The 17,887-nt window shown below is 38.1% G+C and carries 15 protein-coding genes and 1 pseudogene; 9 read left to right on the top strand and 7 right to left on the bottom strand.

Going from position 1 to position 17,887, the window contains the following annotated elements:
* Positions 1–124 precede the first annotated feature (124 nt).
* The gene (locus RMB06_RS08380) at positions 125–991 is read right to left on the bottom strand and encodes a LysR family transcriptional regulator (RefSeq protein WP_005078395.1); all 867 of its coding nucleotides are present in this window, start codon (positions 989–991) and stop codon (positions 125–127) included.
* Positions 992–1,100: 109 nt separating this feature from the next.
* On the opposite strand from RMB06_RS08380, the gene RMB06_RS08375 reads away from it, so the two are divergent.
* Positions 1,101–2,003, top strand: coding sequence for a DMT family transporter (locus tag RMB06_RS08375; RefSeq protein ID WP_002117112.1), 903 nt, complete (start codon positions 1,101–1,103; stop codon positions 2,001–2,003).
* 35 nt (positions 2,004–2,038) lie between these two features.
* On the top strand, positions 2,039–2,323 hold the full coding sequence (locus RMB06_RS08370) for a YciI family protein (protein WP_311079049.1): 285 nt from the start codon (positions 2,039–2,041) through the stop codon (positions 2,321–2,323).
* Positions 2,324–2,376: 53 nt separating this feature from the next.
* On the opposite strand, the gene glyS is transcribed toward RMB06_RS08370, so the two are convergent.
* The 3 genes from glyS to RMB06_RS08355 form a co-directional block, all read right to left on the bottom strand.
* The gene (glyS, locus tag RMB06_RS08365) at positions 2,377–4,446 is read right to left on the bottom strand and encodes a glycine--tRNA ligase subunit beta (protein WP_311079048.1); all 2,070 of its coding nucleotides are present in this window, start codon (positions 4,444–4,446) and stop codon (positions 2,377–2,379) included.
* Positions 4,446–5,423: a glycine--tRNA ligase subunit alpha gene (gene glyQ, locus RMB06_RS08360; protein ID WP_311079047.1), complete on the bottom strand. Its 978-nt coding sequence runs from the start codon at positions 5,421–5,423 to the stop codon at positions 4,446–4,448. Before glyQ ends, glyS begins: the two co-directional genes overlap by 1 nt.
* 91 nt (positions 5,424–5,514) lie before the next feature.
* A complete protein-coding gene (locus tag RMB06_RS08355) occupies positions 5,515–5,997 on the bottom strand; it encodes a hypothetical protein (RefSeq protein ID WP_262461989.1) in 483 nt (160 codons plus the stop codon).
* A gap of 137 nt (positions 5,998–6,134) precedes the next feature.
* On the opposite strand from RMB06_RS08355, the gene RMB06_RS08350 reads away from it, so the two are divergent.
* The 5 genes and pseudogenes from RMB06_RS08350 to RMB06_RS08330 all read left to right on the top strand — a co-directional run bounded on the left by RMB06_RS08350 (position 6,135) and on the right by RMB06_RS08330 (position 11,310).
* Positions 6,135–6,920 carry a tetratricopeptide repeat protein gene (locus tag RMB06_RS08350; RefSeq protein WP_262461987.1) on the top strand — a complete coding sequence of 262 codons (786 nt, stop codon included), beginning with the start codon at positions 6,135–6,137 and terminating at the stop codon, positions 6,918–6,920.
* 561 nt (positions 6,921–7,481) lie between these two features.
* Positions 7,482–7,905, top strand: a pseudogene (locus tag RMB06_RS08345) (lysozyme inhibitor LprI family protein).
* A 109-nt stretch (positions 7,906–8,014) separates the two neighbouring features.
* Complete coding sequence (locus RMB06_RS08340; protein ID WP_151963900.1) at positions 8,015–9,277, top strand: putative DNA modification/repair radical SAM protein; 1,263 nt, start codon at positions 8,015–8,017, stop codon at positions 9,275–9,277.
* Between the two features lie 2 nt (positions 9,278–9,279).
* On the top strand, positions 9,280–10,077 hold the full coding sequence (locus RMB06_RS08335; RefSeq protein WP_213385297.1) for a TIGR03915 family putative DNA repair protein: 798 nt from the start codon (positions 9,280–9,282) through the stop codon (positions 10,075–10,077).
* 132 nt (positions 10,078–10,209) lie between these two features.
* Positions 10,210–11,310 (top strand): HPP family protein, encoded by a 1,101-nt coding sequence (locus RMB06_RS08330; RefSeq protein ID WP_032006472.1) that lies wholly within the window; start codon positions 10,210–10,212, stop codon positions 11,308–11,310.
* 63 nt (positions 11,311–11,373) lie between these two features.
* Here RMB06_RS08330 and RMB06_RS08325 read toward each other — a convergent pair whose 3' ends face one another.
* On the bottom strand, positions 11,374–11,628 hold the full coding sequence (locus tag RMB06_RS08325) for a PspC domain-containing protein (RefSeq protein WP_002116779.1): 255 nt from the start codon (positions 11,626–11,628) through the stop codon (positions 11,374–11,376).
* A 248-nt stretch (positions 11,629–11,876) separates the two neighbouring features.
* On the opposite strand from RMB06_RS08325, the gene RMB06_RS08320 reads away from it, so the two are divergent.
* Positions 11,877–12,524 carry a hypothetical protein gene (locus tag RMB06_RS08320; protein ID WP_081325613.1) on the top strand — a complete coding sequence of 216 codons (648 nt, stop codon included), beginning with the start codon at positions 11,877–11,879 and terminating at the stop codon, positions 12,522–12,524.
* A 69-nt stretch (positions 12,525–12,593) separates the two neighbouring features.
* On the opposite strand, the gene RMB06_RS08315 is transcribed toward RMB06_RS08320, so the two are convergent.
* Positions 12,594–14,417 (bottom strand): acyl-CoA dehydrogenase C-terminal domain-containing protein, encoded by a 1,824-nt coding sequence (locus RMB06_RS08315; RefSeq protein ID WP_311079046.1) that lies wholly within the window; start codon positions 14,415–14,417, stop codon positions 12,594–12,596.
* A gap of 257 nt (positions 14,418–14,674) precedes the next feature.
* Here RMB06_RS08315 and RMB06_RS08310 point away from each other — a divergent pair, with 257 nt between their 5' ends.
* On the top strand, positions 14,675–17,014 hold the full coding sequence (locus RMB06_RS08310; protein WP_311079045.1) for a hypothetical protein: 2,340 nt from the start codon (positions 14,675–14,677) through the stop codon (positions 17,012–17,014).
* Between the two features lie 48 nt (positions 17,015–17,062).
* Here RMB06_RS08310 and aroE read toward each other — a convergent pair whose 3' ends face one another.
* Positions 17,063–17,851 (bottom strand): shikimate dehydrogenase, encoded by a 789-nt coding sequence (aroE, locus tag RMB06_RS08305; RefSeq protein WP_311079044.1) that lies wholly within the window; start codon positions 17,849–17,851, stop codon positions 17,063–17,065.
* Positions 17,852–17,887 lie beyond the last annotated feature (36 nt).

Here is a 17,887-nt window from a genome sequence, read left to right as displayed (position 1 = left end):
ATCAAAAGATGAAGTGGTGATCTTACTGTTAAAAATAAAGCTTGTACTGCAATGAGATAAAACCCATACGATTTGATTACGATAAATCATCACTTGATCGCAATAAAGTAATTATCCCAATGACTCATAAACAAAATTCAGACTTAATTAAATCTAAAAACATATCTCGAGCTTTATGGTTGCTCACATTTTTATGCCAGAAAAATTGATTCTGCATAAAGGCAAAGTGTTCAAATTTATAACTTTGGATATGGGCCAAATTTTTATATTGCTCATAAATACTTTTAGGCACTAACGCCACCCCTGAGCCTGCACTGACACAGCCAATAATCGTGGCATAGCTAGTAATGCTGGTAATAGGAAGAGAGATATTCTTCAGTTTAAGCCATTCTTCAAGGGCTGCACGGTAAGGACAGCCTTCAGTCCACATAAAAATTTCTTTACCAATCAGGTCTTCTTGGTTGTGGATTTCTCCCAAAGAATGAGATGCAATCAAGACCATTTCTTCTTGGTAAATACTAAGTTTATTTAGCATAGGAAACTCAATATTGCCCGCGACAATTGCACCATCAAGTTTGTGCTGAGAAATATCGACTAATAGCTGTTTCCATGTGCCTGTAATAATTTGAATGGAAACCTCTGGAAAACGTTGATGATATTTCGCAAGTAAATTGGGTAGGCGAGTTGTAGCTGAAGATTCAATCGCCCCAATTTTTAATGGACCAGAGGGTGGTGCATCAGGATGAATACTTCGTTTTGCTTCATCGCACAGCGCTAAAATTTTATGGCAATAATTAAGAAAGATTTCTCCTGATGGCGTGAGTTTTAAAATTTTTCCTTCCCGATAAAACAGCGGTGCGCCTAGTTCTTCTTCGAGTTGTTTAATGCGCGTTGTGATATTGGATGGTACACAATGTAGTTGCATTGATGCCTTAGCCATTGTTCCGCATTCAACCACGGTCTGAAACATTTTTAACTGTGTGATATCCATGATTTTATCATTCACTTTTAATGAATATTTGACTCAATATAAGTTAATTTTATTCAACTATCCATGCGCATATGATGAAAGAGTTCCATTTCATTAGTGCAGATTTAACATGGCAATTTCTCTTGCTGTCGAAACCCAGCCTCCCGCATTTAAGCTCTATTTATGTATTGCTGTGACTGTCTTTTGTTGGGGTTATTCACCTATTGGCGTGCATAGTGCTTTACATTCATATACACCGCAGCATATTGCCTTGCTCCGCTTTTTGATTGCATCATTTTTTTTACTGCTTTTGATCATGAAAAAAGGCATTCAACCTTTAAAGTGGAAAGATGCTCCTGCGCTTGGGGTGTTAGGATTTTTCTCTGTGACGCTGCATCATTTGCTGATAAATACAGGGCAGCAATATGTGACTGCGGTTGCATCTAGTATTTTGAGTCAATCCATTCCTCTATTCACTTTTATTATTTCAGCTTTGCTTTTTAAAGAAAAAATCAGTTTTAAACAGTGGCTATGTATTTTGCTCGGTCTTTGCGGCGCCGTGTTGGTGGTTAGTGGAGATCATGGTTTTGGTATGCCGAGCCCTTACAGTTTGTTGATTGTGTTAGCAGCAATTGCTTGGGGCCTTTATTTTAATTTATATAAAAAATTTGCTTTAAATTATGATGCCTTGAGCATGATGTGCTACATCATCTGGTTCGGGACCATTCCTTTACTATTTTATAGTGCTCATTTGCCTAGTGAAATTTTACATGCCACTTGGCAAGCCAATATGTCGGTTGTCTTATTGGGTATTTTCCCAAGTGCGATGGCGTATGTGCTTTGGGGATATGTACTAAAAAATATGCCATTAACGATTGCATCGAATTTTTTATATTGCTCGCCGATTGTCGCCATGAGTTTGGCAGTTGTTTTCTTAAATGAAAAACCATCCATGATGGTGCTGTTAGGTGGAGTAATTATTGTGGGAAGTTTGGTATGGATGAATTGGGGGAATAGGCGTACTATCGAATAAGCTATGTCATACGCTACTTGCTTTAAAAGAATAAGATGATTGTTGTTACCTTGACCTATAAAAAACCATTAGCTGAAGTTGATGCTGTACTCAAAGAGCATATTGCTTTTTTAGATCATTATTATGAGAAAAAGAAGTTTTTAGCGTCGGGGCGCCGCGAAAATAGAGTAGGTGGGGTGATTTTAGTTTTAAGCTCTTCCATTCAAGAAGCTGAAGAAATCATGAAAAATGATCCGTTTTATATTCATGATGTGGCTGATTATGACTTTATGTGGTTTGAGCCATCAAAAAGTTTAGAAGAAATTAAAGCATTTGTTTAACTCAAAAAAATAAAGGGATCTATAAAAGATCCCTTTATTTCATAATAAGCTAATTAGCCCTGCAACACGCTCACATCAGCTACAGCAGTAAATAAGTTACGCAACTGAGCCAATAAACGTAAACGGTTTGCTTTTAGGTCAGCATCATCTGCCATTACCATTACGCCATCAAAGAATGCATCAATCGGCGCGCGAAGTGCTGCAAGCTTAGAGAGAGCAGCAGTGTAGTCTTTTGCTGCAAGTAATGGTTCAACCACAGGGGTCACTGCTTGAAGTTCAGCGAATAATGCTTTTTCAGCATCTTCAACCAAGTTTGCTTCAACTACAGAACCTTCTGGTGCCGCTTCTTTTGCAAGAATATTAGCAACACGTTTGTTTGCAGCAGCAAGTGCAGCAGCTTCAGGTAATGTACGGAAGTGGTTAACAGCATTTACGCGCTTGTCAAAATCAAGTGGAGACTTCGGTGCGAGTGCTTGAACAGCTTGAAGTACGTCAACAGCAACACCTTGGTCTTCATACTTAGCACGGTAACGACCTTCCAAGAACGCAACCGCATCAGCACGAGTTTTGTCGTGGTCTTTAACGATATCGCCATAACCTTGAAGTGCAAGATTAACTAGCTCTTCAATTGTTACATCTAATTCATTTTCAATGATTAAACGTAAGATACCAATTGCTGAACGGCGAAGAGCAAATGGGTCTTTAGAACCTGTAGGCGCTTGTCCAATACCAAAAATACCAACAAGTGTATCTAAACGGTCAGCAAGAGCAATCGTTGTACCAGTTTTGGTTTTTGGTAAAACATCACCAGCAAATTTTGGTAAATATTGCTCACCTAAAGCTTCAGAAACTTCAGTGTTTTCACCTTCAATACGCGCGTAGTAAGTACCTGCAATACCTTGAAGTTCTGGGAACTCACCAACAAGCTCAGACGTTAAGTCGCATTTAGCAAGTAATGCAGCTTTTTCAGCATCTGCTGGGTTTGCGCCAGTGATTGCAGATAATGCAACAGCAAGTTTTGCAATACGTGTTGATTTATCCCAAAGCGTACCGAGTTGTGCTTGGAATACCATGTTTGCTAATTTTTCTTTACGAGATGCAAGCGGTTGCTTTTGGTCTTGTAAGAAGAAGAATTCAGCATCAGACAAACGAGGACGAACAACTTTTTCATTACCTTCAATAATTTGAGTCGGGTCTTTAGACTCAATGTTTGAAACAGTAATGAAGTAAGGCTGTAATTTACCTTCGCTATTGATCAAGCAGAAATACTTCTGGTTGTCTTGCATCGTCGTAATGAGTGCTTCTTGAGGAACAGCAAGGAAGCGCTCTTCAAAGTTTGCACGAAGAGCAACTGGCCATTCAACCAAGCTTGTTACTTCATCAAGTAAGTCAGCTGGAACAATTGCAGTCGCGTTAACTTCATCAGCTAACTTTTTCACTTGTTCTTGAATGGTTGCTTGACGTTTTTCAAAGTTCGCAACAACGTAAGCTTTTTCTAAAGCAGCTAAATAGTCATTTGCATGTGCTAAAGTCACAGCTTCAGGTGCATGGAAACGGTGACCATAAGTCACATTACTAGCTTTATGATCTTGAATAGTCGCGTCAACAATTTGGTCATCTTTGAGTAAGAGAACCCATTTAACTGGACGTACAAATTCGGTACGGCTTGCCGCAGAACGCATACGCTTAGCAATTGGTAAATTGTCTAACGCAGTTTGTAAAATCTGTGGAAGTAAAGCATCAATGCTTTGACCTTTTACATCTTTTAAATAGCAAACTTTTTCAACTTTACCTGCTTGGAAAGTAGAAAGCTGATCAACTGTAATCCCTTGACCACGCATAAAGCCTTCAAGTGCTTTAGTCGGTTTACCTTCTGCATCGTAAGCCGCTTGAACAGCAGGGCCGTCAAAACGTTTTTGTGTATCGGCTTGAGCAGCATCGATATCAACAATTTTAAGCGCTAAACGACGTGGAGCAGCATAAGCTTCAATTGATGCGAAGTTTAAGCCCGCATCTTTTAAGCCTTTTACCGTTTCTGCCTGTAATGCATCACGTAAAGCTTTCAAGCTTTTTGGTGGAAGTTCTTCACAGCCAAGTTCGAATAAAACAGTATGTTTGCTCATTAGTTTTTCTCCGCCTTTGCTGCTTCACTTTCAGCTTGTGCTTTTAACTGTGCCAATACTTCATCACGTAAGTGTGGTTCTGCCATTGGGAAGCCAAGCTCTGCACGTGCTTGTACATAACTTTCTGCAATTGCACGAGCCAAAGTACGTACACGTAAAATGTAACGTTGACGCTCAGTCACAGAAATTGCGCCACGTGCATCAAGCAAGTTAAAGGTATGAGACGCTTTAACCACTTGCTCATAAGCAGGAAGAGAAAGTTTTGCTTCAATTAAACGGTTTGCTTCTGATTCGTAAAAATCAAACAGTTCAAATAGTTTTTCAACTGGAGCGTATTCAAAGTTATAAGTCGATTGCTCAACTTCATTTTGATGGAAAACGTCACCGTAAGTCACAGTACCAAATTGGCCTTTAGTCCAAACAAGGTCATAAACCGAGTCAACACCTTGAAGGTACATTGCAAGACGTTCTAAACCGTAAGTGATTTCGCCTGTTACTGGGTAACATTCAACACCACCGACTTGTTGGAAGTAAGTGAACTGAGTCACTTCCATACCGTTAAGCCAAACTTCCCAACCTAAGCCCCAAGCCCCAAGCGTCGGAGATTCCCAGTTGTCTTCTACGAAGCGGATGTCGTGAGTTAGGGTATCAATCCCGATTGCTTTTAAAGAATCGAGATAAAGCTGTTGAATGTTGTCTGGATTTGGCTTAAGTACCACTTGGAACTGGTAGTAGTGTTGCAAACGGTTCGGGTTTTCACCGTAGCGGCCATCTTTTGGACGACGTGAAGGTTGAACGTATGCAGCATTCCAAGTTTCAGGCCCTAAAGCACGTAAGAATGTTGCGGTGTGGAATGTTCCAGCGCCCATTTCCATGTCGTAAGGTTGTAGTACGACGCAGCCTTGTTCGGCCCAATAGTTTTGTAGGGCAAGAATTAAGCCCTGAAATGTATCAATGTGCGAGATGGCGCGACTCATGTAGCATCCACGAATTTATGAGAAAAATTGCCCCTAAGTATAAGGATTTTGTGGGGGAGTGGCAAAGGCTAGTTTCTATACCTATAAAAAATTATTGGCTGTCATTTAGCTGGGATTTTCCTGCATGTTTTGCTTTTAATCGAGGTTGAAATGAAGCAAAAAACCAAAAAATGAGGCTAAGAATAAAACTTACAGTGAATGTAGAGGTTGAGATCAAAGTACGTCCAACAGTTGGGAATACATAATCAAATATTGGTAAATTATGAGAAATATTTTCATAGACCGCTAAGAAGAAATAAATCAGGCTAAATGATACATGTGCACCTAACCACATTAATGGAAAGATAAAGCGGTTTTTAGTAATGAGTACTTGGCATATCTTAAGTAGTAATGGGAATAAGATAATATAATAAGTACCAACAAAGATTCCAATAATATAGAGGAGATCAAGTGTAAACTTGCCAGTAAGTACGGACAATAAAATTAAGAGGCTGATCGGAATAAGAGGGGTAATAATAAGAGCAATTTTAGGTTGGTATTCGATATTTGGCGTTGTCGGATTCATCTTAATCATAGTAGGTCATGTTTTTTAAATTCTAAAATGATCTGTTGATAATGTCCATGAACCATTAAAACAAGATTATTATCTTTTGTATTTAATACATCTTTTGATAGGATGATTTTTCATAGTTTGAATTAGATTATTTTAGAATGAATTTGAAAAAATATTATTTTGGAATTTTAATATTATTTTTAGGCTTTGTTGGTTTTTACTATTTAAAGAATAATTGGACTTATTATTCAGCTAAATACAACTACAATTTCAATAAGTTAAATGCAGATGAGCTAAATAATTATGCTGCATTATTATATTATAAAAATAGAAATGATTGGATTCGAAATAAAGAGGGTGATGAGGCCACTGAAGCAAAAAAAGCCTTAGAAATTGAAAAGCTCTTTCAACAAGCGGCTGAACAAGGGAGTGCTTTAGCTAAATTGAATTTGACTACGCTTTATTATCGGAAAGAAGACTTAAATGCTTTTGTACCTAAGATGTTCAAACTCTCTGAAGAGGCTGCACAAGCAGGCAATGCTGATGCTCAGTTCAGGGTAGGTACGTTTTATCATCTAGGTTATGGTGTAGATACGGACTATAAAAAAGCAATGTATTGGTATACAAAAGCTGCTGAGCAAGGTAATCCAGCAGGAATGAATAATATAGGGGTTCTTTATCAACAGGGTTTAGGCGTAGCAAAAAATGGTAAGGTTTCAACAGAGTGGTATATTAAAGCCGCCAATCTTGGTTATGCGAATGGTCAAGAAAATATGTTTCAAAATTATTATTCTGGGTTAAATGGGCTACCTCAGGATAAAGAGGAAGCAATGAAATGGCGTGATATGTGCTCTTACCGTACAGAAGAGATACCAATACAACCGGTTTATAATATTGATCTTAAAGTTGATGAAACCTATCCGAATACCTGTAAAAATCAGTAAAACTTTAAGCTGCCACCATATAGAATGGTTGGGACTATTTCATAAATAAAAGAAATGAATAGTTTTCTATTGCTGAAGAAAGTTCAACTTATAAGGGTTTTATATTCAATTAGCAGAACGTTTATTCAATGTTGATGTTCTGTTCCTTGGTCTTATTATTTTTATAGTTATACCAAGTCAATAATGCCCAAAAATTAAAAGCTGTAATTAGTGTAGAGATTCCAATCCAACTAAAAATAAGCTCGGAAAAAAAGGTCTTAAAGGATAAGTTAGCAAGTGTATTAAAGATGAGGAGTATACCGAGTGCTATCAAAGATATTGTTATGAAATTTAGAAGCTTGAATTTATTTAATAATATAGACGTTGCTATAAGGAATGGTAAAAAGAACAGATATATAACGAATAAATAAGTAAGCATAGAGCTCGTTGAAGTCAAAATAATAAGCACTGGTATAGGAGCGAAGAATAGTCCCTTTATTATGTCTAAATACCGATAGGTAATCGTTAAAGAATTTTTGTTATATTGAGGCATATTAAAAATTATAGAATCGAGAATAAATTATGCTGAAATTTTGCTGCAAACTCATTGTTTTATCCAGCCTTTTTTGTAGTCACTGGTTGTATGCGCAGATCGATGCTGACGAGCAAGACGAGTACAACCAATGTGTAGAGCAGACCATTAAAGAAATGCAGCTTGAGAGTATTAACAATATGGTTGTGCATAGCTGTTCTGAACAAGCTAAAAAGACTTATGAAGAAAAAATAGTTGCTTTGATTGATCAAATTCGTACACAAAGCGAAGAATATAAACAGCCAGAGCGTTATCAAGATATTCTAAAATCTCAACGACTTTGGAAAGCTTATGTAGATCAGGAGTGGAGTCAGTAGTAATGCAGGCTCATACATTGGCTCACCGATGTATTCATATTGCCCAATGCAAGAGTATGCCGAGCGTGTAAAGCAACTAGAAGAATATGTTAATTAAGACGGATTATTTTAAACGTCACCTCATGACGCCGAGCGTACTTCACTGGATTAAATTTAAGAATGCAAAATGATATTTTTTAAACGATGCCATAAATGAGTCGTTTGATATGTCTGATCGCATTCGGGAAAAACTACAGATTCTTGCTGATGCTGCTAAATATGATGTGTCTTGTTCATCAAGTGGCAGTGACCGTAAAAATAAAGATAAAGGTTTGGGAGATGCCAGTCATTCAGGAATTTGCCATAGCTATACTGAAGATGGCCGCTGTGTATCTCTCTTAAAAATTCTATTTAGTAATGTTTGTATTTTTGACTGTGCCTATTGTGTTTCACGCCGTTCTAACGACGTCCAGCGTGCAGCATTTACGGTGCAAGAGGTTGTAGACTTAACCATTAATTTTTACCGTCGTAATTATATCGAAGGCTTATTTTTAAGCTCTGGCATTTTTAAATCGGCAGATTATACGATGGAGCGTATGCTTCAAGTCGTAAAGAAGTTGCGCCTTGAAGAAAACTTTAATGGTTATATTCATCTAAAAACGATTCCGGGAGCATCGCCTGAACTGATTCATGAAGCAGGTTTATATGCTGACCGGATGAGTATTAATTTAGAGATGCCGACCGAGGTTGGGCTAAAAACTTTTGCACCCGAAAAATCACATCAGGAAGTGCAAAAAGATTTAGGTTTGGTCCGTGACAGGCTCATTCAGCTTAAAGATGAGCGACAAATCATTAAGCATGTGCCGAAATATGTACCAGCAGGGCAGACCACACAAATGGTAGTGGGGGCCCATCAAGAGTCAGACCAAGATGTCTTGTTTATGGCAGACAAGCATTACAAAGAATTTAAACTCAAACGCGTCTATTTTTCTGGTTATATCCCAATTAATACCGAAAATAATTACTTGCCAGCAGTGGGTTCTGCACCGCCATTACTACGGGAAAACCGACTCTATCAAAGCGATTGGCTAATGCGTTTTTACGGTTTTGAAGTTAATGAAATTGTCAATGAAAAACACCCAAACTTAGACCTTGATGTAGACCCGAAATTAAGCTGGGCATTAAGGCATCCTGAACAGTTTCCAGTAGATTTAAATCGTGCCGATTATCAAATGATTTTGCGTGTGCCGGGTATTGGAGTGAAATCGGCCAAGAAAATTGTACAGGCTCGTCGTTTTGGAAAAATCCATATCGATTTATTAAAAAAACTAGGCGTGGCCTATCAGCGTGCAAAATTCTTTATTCGCTGCGAAGACAGTCCAAAGTTCCAAAAAGAACTTTCTTCAAGTTTTATTCGGCAGCAGATTTTAACGCAGGGTTCTTCGAAATATGTGCAGCAACTCTCGCCACAATTAAGCCTTGGGTTTTAGCAATGTTTAATGATGAAGTAGCTTACTATTTTGATGGTTCGATGGTTGGGCTGCTGAGCTGTGTTTTTCGTGCATTTCAATTTAAAGAATTACAGGCCAGGCTTTGCTTGAATGATGCGGCTCAACATGGCTTATTTGCCGATAAAATTGAGGTTGAAAATAACGAACGGCATGCTGAACGTGTTTGGTCAGCGCTACAAAAAAAGCTTTCATCTTCTTCGTTAAAACAATTTTATTTTGCCTCTTTATCTGAATCTTTAGACGCCTATCAGCACTTATTTGATTATTGTATCTATGTGTTTACTAGCCATGTTTCCATTGAAAAAGATTATTCAAATCCTAGTGTTTTAGCGATTGCGCAGTGGACGAAAAAAGTCGGGCGAGAGAAACATCGGATGGAAGCTTTTATTCGGTTTAAGAAAACTAAAGATGAGCTTTTTTTAAGTTTAGTACGTCCCGATTTTAATGTTTTACCGCTTATTCAGCCTCATTTTAAACGGCGTTATCAAGATCAACGTTGGCTTATTTATGACGAACAACGCAAGTTTGGAATCTATTATGATTTACGTGAAATACATGAAGTTTCATTAGAAGCCTCGGATGTTGATCGTAATTTAAAAAATGGAATGAGCCAAAGCTTTCAGCTTGAGCTTGATGAGCAGGAAGTTTTATATGATCAGCTTTGGAAGGATTATTTTAACAGCGTAAATATTACTGAACGGCAAAATATAAAACTTCATGTGCAATATTTGCCGAAGCGTTATTGGCGTTATTTAAATGAAAAATTGATGGAATATTAAAGTATTAGAATAGTAAGAATAGGTTTAATAAGTTTTCTGATAGTTAAAAGGTATAATTTAAATGCACTTTAAGTGGCTTTGGGCGTATACTTTTGCCCGTTATAAATAACGGCATATCCCCAAAGGTGTACTGTGAGTGTTATACAGCGAGAATGGTTACAGATTTTAAAGCCAAATTTTAAAGTTTTACCCTTAAAAGAACGGTTACTTTGCGGTATTGGAGCGTTGTGTGGTTTAGCAATTTCCTCCTTAATTAGCTGGTATGTTCTCGGTGGAATTAATGCATGGTATATCGCCCCAATGGGTGCCTCATCTGTTCTTCTTTTTGCTGTGCCGACCAGTCCTTTGGCCCAACCATGGAATGTAATTGTTGGTAATACCTTAGCCGGCATAATTGGCGTTGCCTGTGCACAGTGGATTCCGGATTTAACCACGGCTTTTAGTGTGGCTGTGGGTTTTGCTATATTTTTAATGATGACCACCGACTCTTTGCACCCGCCGAGTGGAGCGGTTGCGATTACAGCCGTGCTGGGTGGGTCAGCAATTCATAAGTTGGGCTTTTACTTTATTTTTTATCCAGTTTTACTCAATTCGTTACTTCTACTTGGGTTTGCTGTTTTCTTCAATCGATTGATTGGGCGACATTATCCGGTTACCGCGCATGTAAATGAACGTAGTAAAGACCCAACGCCAACTCAAAAAGTATCAATTCAGCCGAAAGATATTGAGTATGCATTAGGCCATCACACTGAACTTTTAGATATTAGCCAATACGACTTAGAAAAAATCATTTTAGAAGCTCAGGAACATGCCAATGAGCGTATGGTAAATCAATATATCTGTCAGGATATTATGAGCCGTGATGTGATTAAACTACATGAAGATGATGATATTCATCAGGCACTCGATAAGTTTAAACAAGTGAACTTAATGAGCCTACCTGTAGTAAATGCAGAAAACCATTTGGTCGGAACTTTAGCGTTATATGAAGTCGTAGAGTGGTTTAAAGGTGCAGCCGATCCAAGAAATTCTTGGCAGCATTATGTAAAACAAATCATGAGCCGTAGAGTGGTTACCGTACTGCCAACCCAACCTATTCAAGATTTGGTGCCATACTTTGTTGAAAAGTCGTTTAACTACATTCCTGTGGTTGAAGAGCGTAAGCTCGTAGGAATGATCAGCCGTGCAGATATGATTGCTGCATTACAGCAACAGTTAAATCGAAAGCTATAATTTTTAGAATAAAAAAAGCTACGGTTGATTAGGGGATGCAACCGTAGCGACCAAAGTTATGAATTAACGTACTTGTTCTTCATTTACTGTTCGGACGGATTGTCGATAGCCTTCAATATGTTCTGGCTGTTTTTTCGGAATCACTAACCATAAAACCAGATAAACTAAAATTCCTGGAAAGGCAGCACTCATAATTGAGATCAAAACAAAAATGACACGTAGTAAAGTTACGTTCCAACCAAAACGTTCAGCAATACCACCCATTACACCGGCGATCATGCTGTGTCGGTTCGAGCGATATAAACCAGAACTGGCCATCTAATTCTCCTTAAAGATAAAAGTTACAAGAAGCTATTGCTCTTGCTTAATAAAAATATGGAGACGAAATAACGGGTTTAAAGTCTTTTAAAAAGTAAAATAGTTAAAATATGTAAAGGATTGAAAGGAACGAAACCAACATCTACTAAAATGCACCCTTTCAGGGCTTAAGAGTTTAAAGCGGCAATCAACTAATACTTGATTTGAAGTGTAAATATAGCTGTTGCTGTTATCTGTGAATAATGTATATGTCTTTGAAGTGGTCTCGTTTTTCAGTTAAGCATGTGGTTGTAGTGGCTGCACTGTGCATGACACTGAGTGCTTGCGATATAAACCATACCAATTCAAAAGATCACTCGACTACAAGTTCTAGTTCTAATCATGAAGAAAACTTAATAAAAAGTAGTACATCTATAAAAACATTGGATTATGTCGCTGGACGAACTTTCTTACCTGAAGATACCTCAGATCAAACCCAAAAATTAAACGCAGCCTCATTGCAATATGTAGGGCGATATCACACTCGTATTTCATGTGAAGATGCTTTTGCTGATTGTGAATCAGGCGAAGCAGAGTACATTTTAAATTTATTACCAAATGGGTCGGCTTATTGGAATGTTGTCCATTTTGGTCGTGTGGGAAGTAAGGACGGTGCTAAAAGTGCCGCTGTAAATCAATTATGTCCTACTCTAAATTGGAAAGTGGAAGAAAAAGAGCGTGAGTTAATAATTCAATGTCCATTATCTAAAGTTAATTTTTATTTTAATATTGATTCAAATAAAAGATTGGTCACAAATTTAGAAAAATTACTTTATAGCGACTATGGAAAAAATCGTGAATTTTTAGAGCAAAATTATTTTGTTCCAAATCAGGCTTATGTTTTAACTAAAGAATAGATATCCGATAAATATAAAAAAGAGCGCAATATTAAATTGCGCTCTTTTTATTTCACCACTTAAAAATCTTTAGTAGTCGAAGCTAAAGTGTTCCACTGGTAATGATGTTAGTGTGCGAGATGTAGTCACCATCGATTCTGCATGACCTTGAGCGCGTGGCAATAAACGATCAAAGTAGAAATCAGCAACTTTGATTTTTGCTTTATAGAACTCAGCAGTTTCTTGGCCGTTACCTGCTTCTAATTTTTCAGAAGCAACCACAGCTTGTTGAGCCCAGAAATAAGCCATCATCACGTAGCCTGAGAACATCAAGAAATCTACAGAAGCAGAAGATACGATGTCGCGGTCTTTACGTGCAGCAAGCATGATACGAACTGTTAAAGTGTTCCACTGAGCACAAAGCTTGGTTAAGTCCCAAGCAAAACGACGTAAATATTTATTACGTGCATGTGCAGCACAGAATTTTAAGATTTCAGCAGTGTATTCACGAACTACTTTACCTTTTGAACTTAACAACACTTTACGACCAATTAAGTCGAGTGCTTGAACACCAGTTGTTCCTTCATACAAAGTCGCAATACGTGCATCACGTGCGATTTGCTCCATACCCCATTCTTTAATGTAGCCATGGCCACCGTAAACTTGCATACCGTGGTTAGCAGCTTCTAAACCAAGTTCAGTTAAGAAACCTTTTAAAATTGGTGTATAGAAACCAAGTTTATCATCGTAGTCTTCAAAAGCAGCTTGATCACCACGTGCTAAAGCATCTGTCATTTTGTCAGCGATTTGAGCAGCGTAGTAAATCATAGAGCGACCGCCTTCAGCGATTGCTTTTTGAGTTAACAGCATACGGCGTACGTCTGCATGGTGAATGATTGCATCAGCAACTTTATCCGGATCTTTTTTACCAGAAAGCGCACGCATTGACATACGATCTTTAGCATATGGTAATGCGCCTTGGAAAGATAACTCAGCATGTGCAATACCTTGAACAGCAGTACCAATACGTGCTGTATTCATGAAGGTAAACATTGCATGTAGGCCTTTGTTCACTTCACCGATTAAATAACCAGTTGCATTATCAAAGTTGAGTACTGCAGTTGCAGATGCACGGATCCCCATTTTGTGTTCGATTGAACCACAAGCGACTGTATTACGCCCACCAACACCGCCATCAGCTGTAGGCATAAATTTTGGTACGATGAATAATGAGATACCGCGCGTACCAGCAGGTGCATCCGGAAGGCGCGCAAGCACGATGTGAATGATGTTTTCAGTTAAATCATGTTCACCGGCAGAAATGAAGATTTTTGTACCAGTAATTTTGTAACTACCGTCTGCTTGAGGTTCAGCTTTAGTTTTTACCTGCCCTAAGTCTGTACCACATTGAGGTTCGGTTAAGCACATTGTGCCGCTCCAAGTGCCTTCAACAAGCTTAGGCATATATGTTTGTTTTTGCTCATCAGTACCGAATTGCAAAATAGTGTTCATACAACCAGAACTTAAACCTGGGTACATGGTAAATGACCAGTTTGCAGTACCCATCATCTCTGATTTAATCAGGTTTAAAGACATTGGTAGGCCTTGACCACCAAACTCTTCTGGGTAAGAAAGACCTTGCCAACCGCCCATTACGAATTGGTCATAAGCTTCTTTAAAGCCTTTAGGCGTAGTTACTTCGCCGTTGTCAAAATGGCAACCTTCTTCATCACCAGATTGGTTAAGTGGCGATAATACGTTTTCACAATAATCTGCCGCACCTTCAAGAATCATATCAACAGTATCTGGATCAGCATTTTCACCATTTGATAAAGTTTTATAGTGAGCAGGGTAATCTAGTACTTCATTCATTAAGAAGCGGATATCGTGTAGCGGAGCTTTATATGCTGGCATGGCTTTAATCCTAATTTTGAATCATTGTGGGATTATCTGTATCGATGATTTGATTATTCACTCGCATGATAAAAATACAATGTTAATCGCACCCGAAAGAAATGTCAGAAAAGCGAATTTTGTCGAAAATAAATACACCTGAAATTATAATTTCTGCTACATTCAGGACTTATACTTTTATGTGAAAAAACAACTAATTTTCTTATTTTTAGCAAGTTTTGTTAAAAAGATAAAGCGATAAGGTTTTAAAAAAGGTTATGCATTTAAAATATCTCAGTTTATGTTTATTTAGTTTGGGTTTGACCGCTTGTGCGCAGCATAACCTACGTCCATCGGTAGCATCTACTCAGTTAGATCAAAAAGTCATTCAGGGTATGAATGCAATATATGAATACCCAAGCTATGACTATCGTGGGCATTTTAAAGTTAGTGTTGATCCAAATCAGTCAAAAAAAATAAATAATGTAGAAAAAACAGTGCAGCTAGATGCTGCAGTGCAAAAAAAAGTAGATCAATATTTACGTGAACAAAAAATTAATTTGAATAAAAAACAGAAGCAGGCGCTGTATGCCGCAATTGCAAATGAGCAAGCGGATTCAGGCATTTCCGGTGAATCACGCTCAGAAAAAGTAAACGCCGTATTAATTAATTTATTAAATGATCTTCAATTTAGTTACGATGGTTCGGTTCATTATCGTCAAAAAATGGGGTCTTTAAACCTTACAGCAAGGTATGAAAAACCGACACTTTTGGTACAGGCAAAATTGCCAATGGTACTTGATCTGAAAGATTATAAATTTTACGTTAATTATTTTGGATTAATGCCTTATCTGGTCAATAAAGATAATCAAAATAATTTAGCGTATGTCGATTTTTCAAAGTATAAAAATCTGTTTACGAATGTCGATATGAAGAAATTCGTTGAATATGCGAAAGCTTCTGGCGCTGTATCTTATCGTTTGGCTGAACCACAAAATTTACAGCGTTTATCAGTTAGTGACGCTGAGCGTAAAGCGGGAATTGTAGAAAAAATTCGTTTAAAAGATACGGTTGAAGCGTTATTGCTACAATCGGAGCTCTATAGTCAGGTCAATGCTAAATATCTGCAAAAAAATGTTTTCGGTTTTGATGAAGAAAAAATTGCCGAATCTATAGCAACTGAATTAGCTGCTTCGGAAGCGAAGAGAAAGGTAAGTGGTGCTGAAGAGCAGAAAGTTTCTTCAGAAGATGCAGCAGCAGTTAGCCAACAACTTTACTCACTGATTAATGCTCATTTCGGTAATGCTTTAGATTCTGAGTATGATGAAGACCAATCAAGTGCAGTTCAAGCTGGTGCAGCCGAAGAGGAAGCTTCTGATACGGCTCAAGCCGAAGATGTTGCTGTAGCAGATGCTGAAGAAGTCACACAAGATGAAGAAGTGGCTTCACTTACAGAAGATCAGTGTGTTGAATTACAGTCTCAAAAAAGTCCCGTTGCCTTAGGTGATATTAATTACTGTCAAATTTACGGTATTGATGTGCTTGATCAGAGCGCTGGAAATACCGAAAAAACTCAGATTAAAGCTCGTCAAGCTGCGTTGAAACAAACTTTTGCTGCTTATGATCAAAACCAGTTTGTTGATGATGAAGCATTCAAAGCTCTATGGAACAAGCATAAGGCAGAAATTGAACAAGCTTTACCAAAACAAAGAAATCCGGTTGCGATTGATGTCGGACTGGATGAAAAGGGCCGTTTAGTCAACGCGGATTATGATATTGCGTATACACCAGCTGAATTTAACCATCGCTTTAATATTAAAGCAGACATGCAAATTCTCAATTATGGTAAAGCGACCCCAATTAATCAGCAGCAGCTTAAACAGGCTAAATCAGTTGCAGAGGCAAGCAAAGGTTCTTTATTTGAAAACTTCGTAAAAGGATTTAGTGAAAAACTTGGACAGGGTGATGTTTCTGAGCATCCAGTTGGTGCACATAGCGATGTACAAGATTTAGACTCGACTCTAGCGCTGTTGGCTAACCAAACTTATGATGCAACACGTGCTTATGACAAAACGTATAAGGCTGTGTTTATTGCAAAATTGACTGCCGAAAAACCGTCATATATTCATTATTATTCAGTTCAACAGTTGCAAGAAATTGCCGAGGTTTATGCTTACTGGTTCTCTGAAGAGGAAACTTATAACCCTCAAGGTAAAGCTTTAGAACGTATTGAGACATTGCAGAAAAAACATCATCTTGAGCAAGAAGACCAATTTGATAATGACTTAGGCCGAGCTGTGGACCATATTGTGATCACAACAATACAAGGTGAAGCTGGGCGTGAAGCATGGCAAAAACTACAGAAACAATATAAGCAACCTGAACAGCTTTTCTCAAAACAGTATCAATTAGAGTTTGAAAAACAAAATGGTAGTTCTGATGAAGAAAAACACTTGTTGTCAGAAACAGCTGATATTTTAGGTAAAGTTTATGTCGCTGCTCGCAAACAGCAACTTACGGAAAAAACAATTCAGAATTTAAAACCTGAACATAATGAATTTATTGATTATGAGATTTTCCGAGATGTTTATAAGCAGATGGTTACAGCTAAAAAATAATAGATGAGATAAAAAAAGAACCTACTTCGTGTAGGTTCTTTTTTTGACTTATAGAAAATCTTTTAATTCTGGCTTTACGCCATTCCAGATATAGAAGGCTTCAATGGCTTGGCCAACTAGCATGCCAAAACCTTCTGCATAAGGCACATTGCGTTGTTTTGCTTGATCAAGGAAGCTAGATGGCTTGCCATAGGCCATCTCATAGGCATATTTGAACTCTAGACTTTCTGGTAGTTGTAATGCATCACCAGACAGGCTTGCAGAAGTTGCATTAATTACAATATCAAATTTCCCTTCTAGCTCATTTAGAGAAACTGCTTGCAATTGAGCTTGCGGAACTGCTGCTTTTAGGTCATTTACAAGTTGTTCAGCACGAGCAAGAGTCCGGTTTGCAATCACAATCTTTTTAGCACCAGCCTGCACAAGCGGGTAAATAACACCGCGAGTTGCACCACCAGCCCCTAAAATTAAAATAGCTGTATTTTCTAAGTTCCAATCTAAAGCTTGAATTGCGGCAACTAAGCCTTGGCCATCTGTATTGTCACCATGCAATTTGCCATCTTCCATCCATAACGTATTTACAGCTTTAGCAATTTGAGCACGTTCAGTCAGCACATCACACAAAGCAAATGCCTGTTCTTTAAACGGCACGGTAACGTTCATGCCACTCCCGCCATTTTCAAAGAAACTACGCATACTTGGCTCGAAACCCTCAAGAGGCGCGAGACGTTTTTGGTAATTTAGGTCAACACCTGTTTTTTGAGCGAAAGCGTGATGCAATTCAGGAGAGCGTGATTGTTCGATGGGGTTGCCAATTACTGCAAACTGTTTGGTCATTCTTATATCCAAAATTTTAAAATGGCATGAGGCAGA

It is taken from the genome of Acinetobacter sp. V104_13 (genome assembly GCF_031798995.1).
Lineage (GTDB): Bacteria > Pseudomonadota > Gammaproteobacteria > Pseudomonadales > Moraxellaceae > Acinetobacter > Acinetobacter pittii.
The sequence above is the reverse complement of the archived record's forward strand: the minus strand, read 5'-3'. Positions and strand labels throughout refer to the sequence as shown.

Excerpts from the sequence above, each read along its gene's own strand:
- RMB06_RS08375 (WP_002117112.1), top strand. The coding sequence starts at position 1,101 with ATGGCAATTTCTCTTGCTGTCGAAACCCAGCCTCCCGCATTTAAGCTC.
- RMB06_RS08380 (WP_005078395.1), bottom strand. The coding sequence starts at position 991 with ATGGATATCACACAGTTAAAAATGTTTCAGACCGTGGTTGAATGCGGA.
- RMB06_RS08355 (WP_262461989.1), bottom strand. The coding sequence starts at position 5,997 with ATGATTAAGATGAATCCGACAACGCCAAATATCGAATACCAACCTAAA.
- RMB06_RS08335 (WP_213385297.1), top strand. The coding sequence starts at position 9,280 with ATGTTTAATGATGAAGTAGCTTACTATTTTGATGGTTCGATGGTTGGG.
- RMB06_RS08370 (WP_311079049.1), top strand. The coding sequence starts at position 2,039 with ATGATTGTTGTTACCTTGACCTATAAAAAACCATTAGCTGAAGTTGAT.
- glyS (WP_311079048.1), bottom strand. The coding sequence starts at position 4,446 with ATGAGCAAACATACTGTTTTATTCGAACTTGGCTGTGAAGAACTTCCA.
- RMB06_RS08350 (WP_262461987.1), top strand. The coding sequence starts at position 6,135 with ATGAATTTGAAAAAATATTATTTTGGAATTTTAATATTATTTTTAGGC.
- RMB06_RS08340 (WP_151963900.1), top strand. The coding sequence starts at position 8,015 with ATGTCTGATCGCATTCGGGAAAAACTACAGATTCTTGCTGATGCTGCT.
- glyQ (WP_311079047.1), bottom strand. The coding sequence starts at position 5,423 with ATGAGTCGCGCCATCTCGCACATTGATACATTTCAGGGCTTAATTCTT.
- aroE (WP_311079044.1), bottom strand. The coding sequence starts at position 17,851 with ATGACCAAACAGTTTGCAGTAATTGGCAACCCCATCGAACAATCACGC.
- RMB06_RS08315 (WP_311079046.1), bottom strand. The coding sequence starts at position 14,417 with ATGCCAGCATATAAAGCTCCGCTACACGATATCCGCTTCTTAATGAAT.
- RMB06_RS08325 (WP_002116779.1), bottom strand. The coding sequence starts at position 11,628 with ATGGCCAGTTCTGGTTTATATCGCTCGAACCGACACAGCATGATCGCC.
- RMB06_RS08310 (WP_311079045.1), top strand. The coding sequence starts at position 14,675 with ATGCATTTAAAATATCTCAGTTTATGTTTATTTAGTTTGGGTTTGACC.
- RMB06_RS08320 (WP_081325613.1), top strand. The coding sequence starts at position 11,877 with ATGTCTTTGAAGTGGTCTCGTTTTTCAGTTAAGCATGTGGTTGTAGTG.